The sequence below is a fragment of the Beijerinckia indica subsp. indica ATCC 9039 genome, assembly GCF_000019845.1.
GTDB classification, from domain to species: Bacteria; Pseudomonadota; Alphaproteobacteria; order Rhizobiales; family Beijerinckiaceae; genus Beijerinckia; species Beijerinckia indica.
Window position 1 is genome coordinate 4,018,057 of record NC_010581.1, and the last position, 14,895, is coordinate 4,032,951.

Here is a 14,895-nt window from a genome sequence, read left to right on the forward strand (position 1 = left end):
GCTTTCAGGTAGAGTCCAAGCATCCCGGAGTCTTGCATGCGGATAGCAGTTCCATCGGAGACCGATGCGGCGGAGGCCCGGGTGGCGGCCACACCCGAAACCGTGAAGAAATTCATTGGATTCGGCGCCGATGTCGTGGTGCAGGCGGGGGCCGGCGCCAAATCCGGCATTGCCGATCAGGAGTATGCCGCGGCGGGCGCCACGGTCGGGCCGGATACCGCGACAACCTTGCGTGACGCCGACCTCATCCTGCGTGTACGCCGGCCAGATCCCGCCGATCTTGCCGGCGTCAAGGAAGGCGCCGCCATTCTCGCCATCGCCGACCCTTATGATCATATCGACGCCTTGCAGGCGCTGGCCGCGACCAAGGCGCGTATCTTCGCCATGGAGCTCATGCCGCGCATTACCCGCGCACAGGTCATGGACGTGCTCTCGAGCCAGGCCAATCTGGCCGGCTATCGCGCGGTGATCGACGCCGCCGAGGATTACGGCCGCGTGATTCCAATGATGATGACAGCGGCAGGCACGGTGCCGGCCGCCAAGATCTTCATCATGGGTGTCGGCGTCGCCGGTCTCCAGGCCATTGCCACGGCGCGCCGGCTCGGCGGCATCGTGACCGCGACGGATGTGCGGCCAGCCACCAAGGAACAGGTCCTGTCGCTCGGCGCCAAATTCATTGCCGTCGAGGACGAGGAATTCAAACAGGCCGAGACGGCAGGCGGCTATGCCAAGCAGATGTCTGCGGCTTATCAGGCCAAACAGGCGGAACTCACCGCGAGCCATATCGCCAAACAGGATATCGTCATTACGACGGCGCTGATTCCCGGCCGGCCGGCGCCCATTCTCATCACCGCCGACATGGTCAAATCCATGCGGGCCGGCTCCGTGATCGTCGATCTCGCCGTCGAACGCGGCGGCAATTGCGCGCTGTCAAAGCCCGGCAACTCCATCGTGACCGAGAACGGCGTGCGCATCATCGGTCATCTCAATGTCGCAGCGCGACAGCCCGCGACGGCCTCGGCGCTCTATGCGCGCAACCTCCTCGCCTTTGCCGAAACTCTGATCGACAAGGAAACCAAGACGCTTGCCATCAATGACGAGGATGAACTCGTCAAGGCGACCTTGCTGACCAAGGACGGCGCCCTGGTTCATCCGAATTTCCAGCCGGCCGCGGCGTGACGGCAAATAAAGACCGAGATCCACGAAATCCGACTCTTGGTATTAAACCCATAGGAGTATGAGCTGATGGCGGCGGAAACCCACCAGCAATTGCTTGAACGAGCTCAGGCCGCCGCCGAGGCGGCGCGCCAGGCGGCCGAGTCGGCGCAGGCCTACGCCGACCAGATCGCCTTGAGCCTCGGCGCCCTGGCCCATGGCGCCGGCGGCGGTATCGATCCCTTTGTCTTCCGGCTGGCAATTTTCATCCTTGCCGTATTCGTCGGCTATTTTGTGGTCTGGGCCGTCACCCCGGCCCTGCATACACCCTTGATGTCAGTCACCAATGCCATTTCCTCGGTCATTGTCGTCGGCGCCTTGCTGTCGGTCGGCGTCGATCTCGCCTCGGATACGATGGATGGCATCCCCGGTGAGGGCACGCTCTGGGCGCGGTTATTCGGCTTCATCGCCCTGATCCTCGCCTCGGTGAATATTTTCGGCGGATTCCTCGTCACCGAGCGCATGCTCGCCATGTATAAGAAGAAGGGATGATGCGATGAACGCCAATCTCGCCGCCCTTCTCTATCTCATCGCGGGTATTCTCTTCATCCTGGCCCTGCGCGGATTGTCCTCGCCCGCAACCTCCCGGCGCGGCAATCTCTTCGGCATGACCGGTATGGCGATCGCGATCCTCACGACGCTCGCCTATCGGCCGCCAGCAAGTCTGACCGCCTGGGTCCTGGTCCTGGTCGGCCTCGGCATTGGCGGGGCGATCGGCGCCTGGCGCGCCCGCACCGTCGCCATGACGGATATGCCGCAACTCGTCGCCTTCTTTCACGCTTTGGTCGGTCTTGCCGCCGTTTTGGTCGCCGCCGGCGCGCTTTACGCGCCCCAGGCTTTCGGCATCGGCCAACCGGGCGAGATCCATGGCTCGAGCCTCGTCGAAATGTCGATCGGCGCGGCCATCGGCGCGCTGACCTTTACAGGGTCGGTCATCGCCTTCCTGAAGCTCGACGGCCGCATGTCCGGCAAGCCAATCCTTTTGCCACAACGCCATGCGATCAATATCGGCCTGACCGCTTTGCTGGTTTTGCTGGTCATCGCCTTCGTGGCCAGCCAATCCCATCTGGTCTTCGGCTTGATCGTTCTCGTCTCCCTGGCGCTCGGCTTGCTCATCATCGTGCCGATCGGCGGCGCCGATATGCCGGTCGTCGTCTCGATGCTGAATTCCTATTCCGGCTGGGCCGCAGCCGGCATCGGTTTCACCCTCGGTAATCTCGCTCTGATCATCACCGGCGCTTTGGTCGGCTCGTCGGGCGCGATTCTGTCCTATATCATGTGCAAAGGCATGAACCGGTCGTTCGTGTCGGTCATTCTCGGCGGCTTCGGCGGCGAGACGGCCGTTGCCGGCGGTGCGGTCGAGACGCGTCCCGTCAAGCAGGGTTCCGCGGAGGATGCCGCCTATATCCTGAAAAATGCCGCCAATGTCATTATCGTGCCTGGGTATGGCATGGCGGTGGCGCAAGCGCAGCATGCCGTGCGTGAAATGGCCGATATCCTCAAAAAGGACGGCGTCGAGGTCCGCTATGCGATCCATCCGGTGGCGGGCCGCATGCCGGGCCATATGAACGTGCTGCTGGCAGAAGCCAATGTGCCCTATGATGAAGTGTTCGAGCTGGACGACATCAATTCCGAATTCGGCCAGACCGACGTCGCTTTCGTGATCGGCGCCAATGACATCACCAATCCGGCGGCCAAGACCGACAAGGCCTCCCCGATCTACGGCATGCCCATTCTCGAAGTGGAACGCGCCAAGACGGTTCTGTTCGTTAAGCGCGGCATGGGCTCCGGCTATGCCGGCGTCGAGAACGAATTATTCTTCCGCGATAACACGATGATGCTCTTCGGCGATGCCAAGAAAGTGGTTGAGACGATCATTAAGGCTCTGGCCTGAGCGAACGTCCCTTCGACAAGACTCTCATCGTTTCTTCTATCCACCGGGCAAAGTCCGGTGGATTTTTTTTGCCGTTTCAGGCTAGGGCGGGGCACGCCACGATCGATCCGTCACATCCGTGGGTTCTGGTTTGCCGGATGTTCATGATGGAGATGATGGCGTTGACGATGATGATGCTGGTGATGGTGGTGGTGATATCTCTGGCCACCCCCTGTTGAATGTCGGTTGCCATGGTGCCCATGCGTAATATTGGCATGAGGATGACCCGCGATGACCCCGGGCGTCGGGTCAGCGGAAGAAGGCGCGTTATGCCCACGCGCACCGGCCTGCGTATTCTGTGTACCCGTTGGATTGATTGCAAAAGCCGGCGATAGGGATGTCATGCCGAGTAGGCCAGCAACAATGGCCCCAGCGCATAGAGATTTGAAATTCATGGGCGACCTCCTGTTTCCCGCTAGTATCCACCCTCATTGAAGCGCGACTCGTCGCGGCTCAATGAGGACAAGTGGATACGGTTTTAAAGTGACGTATCGAGAATCTATGATTCTCGATACTAGGGGAGATGATCCAACGGCAGGGTTTGGGTCACTGCCTCTCTTATACCCAACGGCCAGAATGCCCGCTGGAACCGCTGAAATTTTCGCGACCTCTTTGAAAATCCCGTTTCAAAACAGGGCGTGGAAGGCCCGGCGTTGGAGACAGAGAATCACTTGCACGTCAACGAAACCGGAAAAGCTTAAATCAGCCCGTGCATGGGGTTCAAATGAAACCCTGGACAGACTCCAACCTTGCGGAGAAAGACCTCGCCCGGACAGGCTTCATCTTACTTGACAATCCCCGGTTGCAGCCAAAAACTGGATGTAAACGGGAGGAAACAATGAACAGGAACGCTTGGATCACGGCCACATTTTCGATGTCGGCATCATTGGCGACGTTACTCGTCTCAACGGTCATGGTGGAAGCCTGGACGGATGAGGAGCCTGTCTTTCAGACGCATTACGATGGCGTCACCAATGATTTGCTGACCGCTGGGCTTGGAAAATCAGGGCTTGGCAGTACCACCCCTCCGGCGTTTACAGATCCGCTCCATCCGATGCCCGAAGAATTGCGGCGGCTGGCGATCTACAGCAACTATCGGGCTCTGATCGATCCCACGCCAGGCGGCGGCTATGGCTCGCTCTATGGACCCAACGTGACAGCGGACGGGACCGTAACAAACGGCGAAGGGCTGATTGCCGGCGACGAATATATCACTTTCGACAGGGGCGATGACGGCCATGGCCACGTCACCATGATGGTGCAGGTGCCAGACAGTTACGACCCCGCGAAGGGCTGCATCATTACCGCACCATCCTCAGGCTCGCGCGGTGTCTACGGCGCCATAGCAACCGCGGGCGAATGGGGGCTCAAACATGGTTGCGCCGTCGCCTATACGGATAAGGGAAGCGGAACCGGGGCCCATGATCTTCAGAACAACACGGTGAACCTGATCCGTGGCGAACGCCAAGATGCAGCTGTCGCTGGCGATGATTCGAATTTCACGGCGACTCTCACGAGGCGCGAACGCGCGGCTTTCAATGCCGCTTATCCCAATCGCTTCGCCTTCAAGCATGCGCATTCGCAGAAGAATCCGGAAAAGGATTGGGGCAGGAACGTGCTCCAATCCATCAAATTCGCCTTCTCCGTGCTCAACAAGAAGTTCGGCCAGCGCGGCGCGGAGATTTCCAAACGGAATACCCTTGTGATCGCGTCGAGCGTCTCGAACGGCGGCGGCGCTTCGGTGCGGGCCGTGGAACAAGACGATGAGCATCTCATCGATGGTCTTGCGGTGGGAGAACCCAACGTCAACCCGGAATTCAGCTCCAAATTTTCAATCGTGCAGAGCGGACGGCCACCGCTGCAAGCACATAGCCGCCCTCTTATCGATTACATCACGCTGGTCAATGTGTTTCAGGGCTGCGCCAATCTCGCGGCGGCCAATGCGGCCGCGCCGCTCAATGCAGCGCCAAGCACGCAACGATGCGCCGATCTCCACACCAAAGGACTGCTCGCAGGCTCCACCCTTGCTGACCAGGCCAATGAGGCGCAGAAAATCATCAACGACTTCGGCATTTTGCCGGAGCAGAATCTGGTGCAGCCTGGATATTGGTTTGCCTTTGTCCCACAGTCCATCTCGGTGACTTATGCCAATGCCTATGGCCGCTTCAGCGTGGCCGATCATCTCTGCAATTACAGTTTCGGCGCTTCAGCCTCCGGCGTCCCAGGATCGCTTGCGCCCAGTGCCGAAGCCGCGATCTTCGGCACCAGCAATGGCATTCCACCAACCGCCGGCATCAACCTGATCAATGATGCCGCACCAGACGGACCCCGAGAGGACCGGGTTTCGACACCGGCTCAAAATCTCGATGGGGCGCTCTGCTTGCGCTCGCTTGCGACCGGGAAAGATGCAGCCTCGGGGACAAAACTTTTCGGCCCGCAGAGCGTTGGGGCGCACCGGATCAACGAAGGCGTCGAACAGATCATCGCCTCGGGCAATTTGCATCGGACCCCCGCAGTCTTCGTGACTGGCCGGAGCGATGGCATCCTGCCGCCGAATTTCGCCTCGCGCGCCTATTTCGGACTCAATAATGTGGTCGAGGGATCAATCAGTCCGCTGCATTATTACGAAGTGACGAACGCGCATCACCTCGACAGCTTCAATCAGTTCGCTGGCTATAATGCGATGTTCATCCCCCTGCATCGCTATTTCATTCAAGCGATGGATCTCATGTATGATCACTTGCTGCATGGAAAGGCATTGCCGCCGAGTCAAGTGGTGCATACGATTCCACGCGGGGATGGTGCACCATCGATCACCCTCGCCAATGTCCCGCCGATCGTGGACACTCCGCCCGCAAGCGCATTGATCACCTTCAGTGCCGGAGAGGTCAATATTCCCAATTGACAGGTGGTGTCATTGGGATGTGTTGGCTCACAGAGCCGGTTCAAGCGGTAGCGGCGAACGCTCCTTCTGGATGCGACGAAAGAACGAGCGCGGCGGGCATGCCCTCCAGAATGTTCTTGATCAGCATTTTGGCAATCTGAATCCGCCGCCTTGCATTTTCGCGATCGCCCTGCGGAACACGCGCTGGAGCATTCATCCGGATGAAGGCGCGCAGTTTCTTTTCGAGCACGGTCCGGTCGGTCGCGCCGCGACGAATATTCAACAGGTCGCGCACGTGCCGGATCTCCCGCTTGGTCGCCGTGAAGGTCACGTCTTCATCCAGATCGTAGAAATGTTCCGTCAATTCGTTGAAGAGACCGTGCCGGGTCTTGGCCGAGATCGTCACCAGATCCTCATCATCGCCCGCGACGCTCGCCTCGTCGAACAAGTTGATCGCGTCGACACGTTCCAAGGAGTTTTCGGACGTTTTCCGGAAAAAATATTCGACGACCAGGGCCACCAGTGCACAGAAGATGAGAAGGGCGGCGGACAGGATCACCACGAAAATGGAAAAGAGTTCAGGCAAAAAAGGACTAACGGTCAGGGATGCGAGCGAACCGCCGCCAATGTATTTCGTTTGCGTTCCGATCATCATCGCACTCATGACCCGTCCCCATCATGCCGTTCATGCCAACGGTCGTAAGGCGATCGTTGGACCCTTCTCCAATCTCCTGCCCGAATGATGCCGGGAACATTTGAAAAGCGGCTTGAAAGAATCGGACAATTTGTCGGCAATGACATTTTCTCCGGCATTGTCCGCTCCCCAGCCCGTTCGCTAAGGCAAAACGGGATCTTTGGCTATATTTACATTAAGTCTATTTTATTTATATATTTTTAGCATGTCTTTGAGCCACAAGGATGAAACCATGAGTGCCCTATCCGCCCCTCCTCAAACCGAGGCGGCCCTGAAAATCCATGCGGGAGCCACTTCGGATCTCCGAAACGATGGGGCTTTTGATATCACGCCCTTGCGGGAATTCGTGATCGCCTTTTCCCATCTTTTGGACAAGCGGCCCGATGAAGCTCAGATCGTGGCGGAGGGTAGCGCCTTGCTGCAAAAGCTCGTCTCGCGCGACGATTGGCTGCCCGAGGCCTATGCCGTTCCCAATCCTGACCGCTACCAGCAATTTTTGCTGCATGCCGATTCGGGTGAGCGTTTTTCAATCGTGAGCTTCGTCTGGGGGCCTGGGCAGAGCACGCCCATTCACAACCACACGGTCTGGGGGCTGATCGGCATGTTGCGCGGCGGCGAATATGCCCAGTACTATGGGCTCGACGCGAGCGGGGTACCAACACCCCAGGGTGACGCGGTGCTTTTGCAGCCGGGCCAGGTGGAGGCTGTCTCCCCGGGAATCGGCGATATCCACAAGGTCAGCAACGCCCATGCCGATCAGGTGTCGATCAGCATCCATATCTATGGGGCGAATATTGGCGCCGTGCATCGATCGGTCTATGCCGAAAATGGCCAGCGCAAACCCTTCATCTCGGGCTATTCCAACAAAACCCTGCCCAACCTCTGGGATCTCAGTGCCAAAGCCTAGGCTTGAGATGCACTCCATTTCATAAGCGCGGATTGCATCGGTGCAGGTCACGCATCGGCGACGGCGGGTCCGCCATCGCCAATCGATTAACTGAGAGACCCTTACAAGAAGGTCTCAGGCGGCCTGCTGGCGCGGCCGGACTTCCAGGCTGTAATCCTCGATCAGGGCGCGCGAAATCACACCAGGCGTGAAACGATAGGGACCGATCTCGGAAACTGGTGTCACTTCGGCACCGGTGCCGCAGACAAAACATTCGTCGAAACCGGACAGTTCATCCGGCATGATACGCCGTTCCACCACTTCGAGACCACGCCTCTTGGCGAGTTCGATGACCGTCTGGCGCGTGATGCCGTTGAGGAAACAATCCGCGATCGGCGTGTGCAGAGCGCCCTTCTGGGTGAAGAACAGATTGGCGCCCGTGCATTCCGCGACGCGGCCCTGCCAATCGAGCATCATCGCATCGGCATAGCCGCGCCGTTCGGCCCGATGTTTTGAGATTGTACAAATCATGTAGAGACCGGCTGCCTTCGCATGGCAGGGCGCGGTCTGCGGATCAGGGCGGCGATAATCAGCGATATCGAGCCGGATGCCCTTCATTTTGGTTTCCATGTCGAACATGCTCGGCCAATCCCAGGCGGCAATGGCGACATTGATGGTCGAATTCTGGGCAGCTACCGCCATCATTTCACTGCCACGCCAGGCGACCGGCCGCACATAGCAATTCTGGAAATTGTTCTTGTCAACGACGAGTTGTTTCGCCGCGTCGAGTTCTGCCACCGAATAGGGCAGTTCGAAATCAAGGACTTGAGCGGAGGCGCGGAACCGTTCGGAATGTTCGCGCGATTTGAAAATACGGCCTTCATAAGCCCGCTCGCCCTCGAAGACGCAGGAGGCATAATGCAAACCATGCGACAGAACATGCAGCTTGGCATCGGCCCAGGCTACGATCCGACCATTCATCCAGATGTATCCATCACGTTGGTCGAATGGCAATGCTGACATCGAGGGAAATCCTCTCTTTATGACTAGAGATGGGAAAGCCACGCGGCAATTGGGCGTGGCATGCCTGGCCGACGATCGCCTCCGAAATCCTTGCTCGACACTCGAGAGATTTCGCGGGATGGTCCGATCCACCAGAAGGGGATCGAAAGACCCGCCTGATTTTCGCTCGAGAAGAGAAAGGGCTTTCAGACTCCGTCCGCTTCCAAAGGAGGCGGCGGCTTCACAAAAAGCCTGCTCGTTGAAAAACCGGCCCGGAACGCTTGAAATCATAATAGACAAGCAAAGATCCGGCATCGACCGCCGGAACCCAGCGCAATCGTGGCCTATCTATCTTCGCCAATTCTGTCAACAAGCGCAAGAAAGGATGTGCCTTGACCGCAATCGGCCCACCCCATGAGGAAAAAGAGATGAGCGGGCTGCCCGTTTCGGCTCGATCCGAAGATCTTATCCCAAGGGTCGCGCCGCGCGCGCCGCAAGACTATAGTCGAGATGTTTTTCATCGCCATCGATCTATCATAAAAGAGTCGAAAAGCTTGCCGATTGCTCTGTCAAAGGAGGGAGCCAGGATGACGCTTCAACCCTCGAACACGGCTTCGACCACCCCCGAGACCACGCCTTCCGGCCCAGCGAGCCAGCCCGCGACCCCGCCGGCAAGCACGCCAGCCAGCCAGGCAAGCCCGGCCGTACCCGCCGATGACGCGGCGCATCTTCTCATCGTCGATGACGATCGGCGGATCCGGGCGCTTCTGGCGCGTTTTCTGGCCGATCAAGGCTATCGCGTGACGACGGCCGGCAATGCGGAGGAAGCCACCGCATCCCTACGGAATTTCGCCTTCGATCTCATCGTGCTCGATGCCATGATGCCGGGCGAGAACGGATTTGACCTCCTGACGCGGCTGCGCGCGCAACCGTCCGATCTCGCGCATGTCCCCGTCCTGATGCTGACCGCCTGCACCGAGCCGGAAGATCGCGTCCGGGGCTTTGAGGCCGGCAGCGACGATTATCTCGGCAAACCCTATGAGCCGCGCGAATTGGCGCTGCGCATCGCCTCCATTCTGCGCCGCGCCCAGCCACGCGCCGTCTCGGGTCCCGTGACGCAAGTCCGTTTCGGCGATTTCACCTTTGATCTCGAGCGCGGCGAATTGCAGCAGGGGGGCGAGATCGTCCGGCTGACCGAGCGCGAACGCGACATGCTGCGGCTGCTCGCCGAAAATGCCGGCGAAATCGTCAGCCGTGAGGCTCTCGCGGGGCTCGGCATCGGCGGCAATGAGCGCACGGTCGATGTCCAGGTTAATCGCCTGCGACGCAAGATCGAGCGGGATCTCGCCAATCCTCTGCATTTGCAGACGGCGCGCGGCGCAGGCTATCGCCTGCTGGTCGATCGATGATGGAAAGAGCCGCCGCTTGGCGGGACCGATCGGGAGCAATTTTGGCGCGGATCTACGGGAAGCGGCCGCTTGAAGGGATAGTTGCGTGAGCCTGGTCCGATCGGCCGTCGTCGATACACCCCTGTCCCTCCTACAACGCTTCGGCCGCCGCGCCGCCCTGCTGATGCCGCGAGGGCTTTATGCACGCTCACTCCTCATCGTCATCGCGCCGATGGTGATTTTGCAATGCGTTTTGAGCTATGTCTTCATGGAGCGGCATTGGCAGCTGGTCACGACGAGGCTCTCGACCGCACTGACGCAGGATATAGCGGCGCTCATCGACCTGCATAAGGCCTCGCCTGGCGGCACGGCCGATGCGGAACTCGCCCGTATCGCCCAGGACCGGCTGCGGATGGATATTGAATTCCTGCCCAAAGGCCCTTTGCCACCTGCTTTGCCGAAACCCTTTTTCGAGATCGTCGATATCGCCCTTTCGAATGAGATTCGGCGGCAGATCGGGCGGCCTTTCTGGCTTGATACGGTCGGGCGCTCCAATTTCATCGAGATCCGCATAGCGCTGGATGATTCTGTGCTCCGGATCGTGGCCTTCCGTAACGCCGCCTATGCCTCGAATTCGCATATTTTCCTGCTCTGGATGGTCGGCACCTCGCTGGTTCTCATTCTTCTCGCCATCGCTTTCCTGCGCAATCAGATCAGCCCCATTCTCTCGCTCGCCCATGCCGCTGAGGCTTTCGGCAAGGGACGCGAGCCCGAATTTCGGCCGCAAGGCGCGCGCGAGGTGCGGCAAGCAGGCTATGCCTTCATAGAAATGCGCCGCCGGATCGAGCGCGCGGTCGAAACGCGCACCGCCATGCTGAATGGTGTGAGCCACGATCTGCGCACCATTCTGACGCGCTTCAAATTGTCGCTCGCCTTGATGCCAGACAGCGACGAATCACGCGACCTCGAGAAGGATGTCGAGGAAATGCAGCGCATGCTCGAGGCCTATCTCGCCTTCGCCAGGGGAGATGCCGGCGAATGCGCCTCGCAGATCGACATACGCGATTTTCTGGACGAGCTCCGCCTCGACGCGGAACGCCATGGCGCGCGGGTCGATGTCCAATTTTCAGGCGACGATTCTTCCGTGTCCGTGCGCGCCGATGCGTTCAAACGCTGCCTCGCCAATCTCGTCACCAACGCCCGCCTGCATGCCGAAAAGATCCGCATCGAGGCCACGCGAGATCCACGCTTCCTGACGATCCATGTCGACGACAACGGTCCGGGCATTCCCCATGCCGCCCGCGAGGATGTGTTTCGGCCCTTCTTCCGGCTCGATGAATCCCGCAATCAGGATCAGGGCGGCACCGGGCTCGGCCTCGCCATCGCGCGCGATGTCGCCCGCTCGCAGGGCGGAGATATTACCCTGAGCGACAGCCCGCTCGGCGGCCTCAGGGCAACGGTTCGCATTCCGACTTGAAGGGCGGGGCGGTTTCGGTGCCCGCACCAGTCATCGACACATTTTTGCGGATCTCGAAGATCAAGGCATGTTCGCTGGCCGTCTGGCGCACCAGTGCATCTCCCGTCTCCCGCAGCAAATGCGGAATGTCGATCCCAGCCAAGGGATCCGTGCAGGTGACGATCAGCACATCGCCAGGGTTGAGGCGGCGCAGCGCCTTGCGTGTCCGCAAAACCGGCAAAGGACATTTCAGCCCGCTAAGATCGAGCGCGATGGAACGATAAGTCGCAGTCATGAATGGACTCGATAGGAAAGCGATGCGCGCTAACACTCAAACGCAGGGTCCCCGGTCTCGGGCGTGACGTAGGAGATGAGTATCACGGTCTCGAACACTCACTGAGATCGACACCCTGATTTGATCCATCGTCCTTCGGCGAGCACGATCGAATGGAAGCGCGGGCGGCATATCATGGTTTCAGTTCGGAGAAGAAGCTTTATCCCCTAAGGCCAGCATGACGAGGGATTTTCCTCGACCTGGCCATGGTCGTTGGCATCGTCTGGACACTGGCTCAAGCAAAATGCGAAAGGCTTTCAGCCATCTACGCATTGACATCCCCTTCTGGCATTTTTATATAAAAGTATATTTTTTTATATAGCTTTCGGACATACGAAGAGAGAGACAGCAGCGCACCTTGCGATCCTTGCCTTAAGGCGCGTCGCTGAATGGCCCAATTCCTCCACGCCTTGGTATCGAGCTAGGGCATCGAGGCCCAGGGCGTGGAGAATCAGGATGCGAACCGGTCTTTTTTGCACCTACGAAAATCCCGAACGCGATTACGCATCAGCTTACGCTGATCAAACCACACTGGTTCAACTCGCTGAAGCCCTGGGCTTTGATGAGGCCTGGGTGGCCGAGCATCATTTCAATCCCGATGCCGCCAGTCCGTCTTGCCTCTCCATTCTGACCTATCTCGCCGCGCGCACGGTCCAGATCCGGCTCGGGTCAGCGGCTCTCCTGCTCCCGTTTCGCAATCCCCTTCATGTCGCAGAGGATGTCGCGACGCTCGATCTCCTCTCCGGCGGACGGTTCAATTTCGGCGTCGCGAAGGGCGGTCCTTTTCCCCTGCAAAACAAACTTTTCAACGTCAAGCGGGAAGAAAGCCATGCAAGGACCAAAGAGGCACTCGCCCTGATCCAGAAACTTCTGACCGAGGATGGGGTGAATTTCACGGGGCACTATTTCAACGTGGAGGACGTGCGCCTCACCCCCAAGCCCCTGCAAACACCCATTCCCACCTTCATCGCCACATCCTCACCCGAAATGATCAAACTGGCGGCCGAACAAGATTACGGAATTATGGCAGGCCCGCCTTTCCCCCTTGACATTATTCAATCTTCGCGGCACCAGTACCTTGACACTGCGGGAACGGGTGATCCGAGGCTGGTTCTTATCCGCTTCTACCATGTCGCACCCACGCGTACTCAGGCTCTTGAGGAAGGGGCTCGCTTTCTGCGACCTTTCGTCGAACGTATGCAAATTTCGACGGCCAGCATGCAGCCTGAATGGACTCACTGGTTCAAACTCGATCGGCTGATCGAGGATTCATTGATTGGAACAATCGAGGAAGTTCGAGACAAAGTTTTGCAGATCGAAGCCACGCTCCAGCCCTATAGCCTGATCCTGAAACCGATGGACCCGAGCCTTGCTAAGCGGCGCGCGGATCTTGAAGCTTTCAGTCGGTCAATCCGGCCTTACATTGGTTTGCCATCCGGTGGTGGTCTTCATCTTAAACAGCCGACACAAGGACTTCTCGTGCATTGAAGAGTCCATGATCGATCACAGATCGAATCATGATCATTGCCGTTTTACGCTTTTAAACATCCGTCTGTCCGCTGGATTATCATGATCCTCAAAGACGGATCGATCCACTTCAAGTGGGTCTTTTCTATCTCTACATCTCATTTGAAGTGTTGCCCCATGGTCTTTGCCATGCGGATCGCACTTTTTAATAATACCAAAGGTCGTTCTTCACGGCCTTTGGTTCCTTTCTTGAGTTTTCGCTTTTTCAAAGCGAGAGCGAAAATTCAAGAGCGGTCTAAAGGTCATTTGTTATGACCGTCGGTATAAGTTGATGCGTCTATCATCACGGAAAGGTGGCCGTTTTTCCTAGAGCGATAGACCCTCAAAAGAGAAACCTATGTTTCTGGTCAGCTCGCCCCGACAAGGACTGGCATGATCGGCTCTTTTCACGCGATGCTATCATGCTGATAGCATCATATGTTGCCGGAATACAGAAACAGCATTTCCACATAAAGCCAACGCGTTTCGTATAGAGAAAACACAATTGACATGACCTAGCGCACTTGCTCTAGATCATTGATAATACATTATATTTTAACTCAAAGCGGGCACTGCTGTTGGTTAAATATAATGCTGCGGATTCTGGACGTGATATCGCTTTCCGATGTCACCTCAAAGAGCTCCTGCCCACCGTTTCATCGGATCAGGAAAAACCATTGAAGCGAGTGTGTTCGAGGGCATTCAATCGAATGCCATGGGGATAGAGAAACATTGAGGATCTTGAATGCGATGCATTGACTTAGGCCTTGAGATTATGTTTACAGGTTTCTAACAAGCATCAACTCATCTGTAGATGAGTGTCCGTCCAGGACCCGTTCCTTCATTCCTGTTTCACTTATCCTCGACCCGTAATCTCATGGGCCGATCGACCGTTTGTTCGAAAAGAGAAGATCGGATCGTGAGCTGATTTCTGTGGCAAGTCATCAAGGAGATTATTTATTCATGGCCAAGCAGGACAATAGCGTGACGGAAAAGGAAAACATTGTAACCGCTTATGGCTCGGGCTCGGAAGGCGAAGTGATCATTGACGTTCGCTTCTACCCCACTGGCCGCGTCAACACGATCAACCAGCGGCCGCTTAATCTCGAACCGCAGGATTGGTTCGACCGGCTCTGCAAGAAATTTCCCGCGGACTATCGCCCTCTTGCCGGCGGTCGCGGAACTTTCCGGATCGCCAGCGATCGCTTTACTGCCATGCTGCAGGAAAACGCGGCCTGATTGCCATTGCACTGGAGCCTGTCTCTTCCTTTGATGAGCGAGACAGGCTCTGGGGCTTTTTCATGTTTCCAGAGCATCGGATGGCTTTCAAATTGAATCCTGTCCGATGCTCTCTCTTTCTGAAAGAGCATCAGATGGTCCCAAAGGGGGAGCCACTTTTGGGTCTGATGCTCTAAGAGTTATGAAAAAGCTCTCTCTATTTCTCGTTTAACGCATAATCCTTGTCCCAAATACCGGGACCGTTCGATGATTATGCTCTACAGCACCGTTCGTTAACGCGGACGCAGAATTATGCTGCAAGTCTTTATCAGCACATCACATGAGAGCTATATTCCACCAAAGCCGGAAGCTTTTGGGA

13 protein-coding genes are annotated in these 14,895 nt (G+C 57.6%); 9 read left to right on the forward strand and 4 right to left on the reverse strand.

Features of this window, described 5'->3' with window-relative positions:
- The first annotated feature begins 36 nt into the window (after positions 1-36).
- From BIND_RS17990 to BIND_RS18000, 3 genes are all read left to right on the forward strand, one after another.
- Positions 37-1,179, forward strand: a complete 1,143-nt coding sequence (locus tag BIND_RS17990) for a Re/Si-specific NAD(P)(+) transhydrogenase subunit alpha (RefSeq protein ID WP_012386443.1) — start codon at positions 37-39, stop codon at positions 1,177-1,179.
- A 66-nt stretch (positions 1,180-1,245) separates the two neighbouring features.
- On the forward strand, positions 1,246-1,707 hold the full coding sequence (locus BIND_RS17995) for a proton-translocating transhydrogenase family protein (protein WP_012386444.1): 462 nt from the start codon (positions 1,246-1,248) through the stop codon (positions 1,705-1,707).
- Between the two features lie 4 nt (positions 1,708-1,711).
- Positions 1,712-3,109 (forward strand): NAD(P)(+) transhydrogenase (Re/Si-specific) subunit beta, encoded by a 1,398-nt coding sequence (locus BIND_RS18000; protein ID WP_012386445.1) that lies wholly within the window; start codon positions 1,712-1,714, stop codon positions 3,107-3,109.
- 76 nt (positions 3,110-3,185) lie between these two features.
- Here BIND_RS18000 and BIND_RS21705 read toward each other — a convergent pair whose 3' ends face one another.
- A complete protein-coding gene (locus tag BIND_RS21705; protein WP_158304403.1) occupies positions 3,186-3,341 on the reverse strand; it encodes a hypothetical protein in 156 nt (51 codons plus the stop codon).
- Positions 3,342-3,986: 645 nt separating this feature from the next.
- Here BIND_RS21705 and BIND_RS18005 point away from each other — a divergent pair.
- Entirely contained in the window at positions 3,987-6,053 is a 2,067-nt protein-coding gene (locus tag BIND_RS18005) for a 3-hydroxybutyrate oligomer hydrolase family protein (protein WP_012386447.1), read from the forward strand.
- A gap of 40 nt (positions 6,054-6,093) precedes the next feature.
- On the opposite strand, the gene BIND_RS18010 is transcribed toward BIND_RS18005, so the two are convergent.
- Positions 6,094-6,696: a hypothetical protein gene (locus tag BIND_RS18010; protein ID WP_012386448.1), complete on the reverse strand. Its 603-nt coding sequence runs from the start codon at positions 6,694-6,696 to the stop codon at positions 6,094-6,096.
- 262 nt (positions 6,697-6,958) lie between these two features.
- On the opposite strand from BIND_RS18010, the gene BIND_RS18015 reads away from it, so the two are divergent.
- Positions 6,959-7,633 (forward strand): cysteine dioxygenase family protein, encoded by a 675-nt coding sequence (locus BIND_RS18015; protein WP_012386449.1) that lies wholly within the window; start codon positions 6,959-6,961, stop codon positions 7,631-7,633.
- A 114-nt stretch (positions 7,634-7,747) separates the two neighbouring features.
- Here BIND_RS18015 and BIND_RS18020 read toward each other — a convergent pair whose 3' ends face one another.
- Positions 7,748-8,635: a branched-chain amino acid aminotransferase gene (locus BIND_RS18020; RefSeq protein ID WP_012386450.1), complete on the reverse strand. Its 888-nt coding sequence runs from the start codon at positions 8,633-8,635 to the stop codon at positions 7,748-7,750.
- Between the two features lie 566 nt (positions 8,636-9,201).
- On the opposite strand from BIND_RS18020, the gene BIND_RS18030 reads away from it, so the two are divergent.
- Both BIND_RS18030 and BIND_RS18035 read left to right on the forward strand, forming a co-directional pair.
- Entirely contained in the window at positions 9,202-10,023 is an 822-nt protein-coding gene (locus BIND_RS18030) for a response regulator transcription factor (RefSeq protein ID WP_012386451.1), read from the forward strand.
- Between the two features lie 85 nt (positions 10,024-10,108).
- Entirely contained in the window at positions 10,109-11,479 is a 1,371-nt protein-coding gene (locus tag BIND_RS18035) for an ATP-binding protein (protein ID WP_012386452.1), read from the forward strand.
- On the opposite strand, the gene BIND_RS18040 is transcribed toward BIND_RS18035, so the two are convergent.
- On the reverse strand, positions 11,451-11,753 hold the full coding sequence (locus tag BIND_RS18040; RefSeq protein ID WP_012386453.1) for a sulfurtransferase TusA family protein: 303 nt from the start codon (positions 11,751-11,753) through the stop codon (positions 11,451-11,453). The genes BIND_RS18035 and BIND_RS18040 overlap by 29 nt on opposite strands.
- A gap of 495 nt (positions 11,754-12,248) precedes the next feature.
- Here BIND_RS18040 and BIND_RS18045 point away from each other — a divergent pair, with 495 nt between their 5' ends.
- Both BIND_RS18045 and BIND_RS18050 read left to right on the forward strand, forming a co-directional pair.
- Positions 12,249-13,280: an LLM class flavin-dependent oxidoreductase gene (locus BIND_RS18045; protein WP_012386454.1), complete on the forward strand. Its 1,032-nt coding sequence runs from the start codon at positions 12,249-12,251 to the stop codon at positions 13,278-13,280.
- A 981-nt stretch (positions 13,281-14,261) separates the two neighbouring features.
- Positions 14,262-14,537: a hypothetical protein gene (locus tag BIND_RS18050; protein WP_012386455.1), complete on the forward strand. Its 276-nt coding sequence runs from the start codon at positions 14,262-14,264 to the stop codon at positions 14,535-14,537.
- Positions 14,538-14,895: the final 358 nt, after the last annotated feature.

Bases quoted from the DNA above. Each gene is read 5' to 3' on its own strand.
- BIND_RS17990 (WP_012386443.1), top strand. From the start codon at position 37: ATGCGGATAGCAGTTCCATCGGAGACCGATGCGGCGGAGGCCCGGGTG.
- BIND_RS17995 (WP_012386444.1), top strand. From the start codon at position 1,246: ATGGCGGCGGAAACCCACCAGCAATTGCTTGAACGAGCTCAGGCCGCC.
- BIND_RS18000 (WP_012386445.1), top strand. From the start codon at position 1,712: ATGAACGCCAATCTCGCCGCCCTTCTCTATCTCATCGCGGGTATTCTC.
- BIND_RS21705 (WP_158304403.1), bottom strand. From the start codon at position 3,341: ATGGCAACCGACATTCAACAGGGGGTGGCCAGAGATATCACCACCACC.
- BIND_RS18005 (WP_012386447.1), top strand. From the start codon at position 3,987: ATGAACAGGAACGCTTGGATCACGGCCACATTTTCGATGTCGGCATCA.
- BIND_RS18010 (WP_012386448.1), bottom strand. From the start codon at position 6,696: ATGAGTGCGATGATGATCGGAACGCAAACGAAATACATTGGCGGCGGT.
- BIND_RS18015 (WP_012386449.1), top strand. From the start codon at position 6,959: ATGAGTGCCCTATCCGCCCCTCCTCAAACCGAGGCGGCCCTGAAAATC.
- BIND_RS18020 (WP_012386450.1), bottom strand. From the start codon at position 8,635: ATGTCAGCATTGCCATTCGACCAACGTGATGGATACATCTGGATGAAT.
- BIND_RS18030 (WP_012386451.1), top strand. From the start codon at position 9,202: ATGACGCTTCAACCCTCGAACACGGCTTCGACCACCCCCGAGACCACG.
- BIND_RS18040 (WP_012386453.1), bottom strand. From the start codon at position 11,753: ATGACTGCGACTTATCGTTCCATCGCGCTCGATCTTAGCGGGCTGAAA.
- BIND_RS18045 (WP_012386454.1), top strand. From the start codon at position 12,249: ATGCGAACCGGTCTTTTTTGCACCTACGAAAATCCCGAACGCGATTAC.
- BIND_RS18050 (WP_012386455.1), top strand. From the start codon at position 14,262: ATGGCCAAGCAGGACAATAGCGTGACGGAAAAGGAAAACATTGTAACC.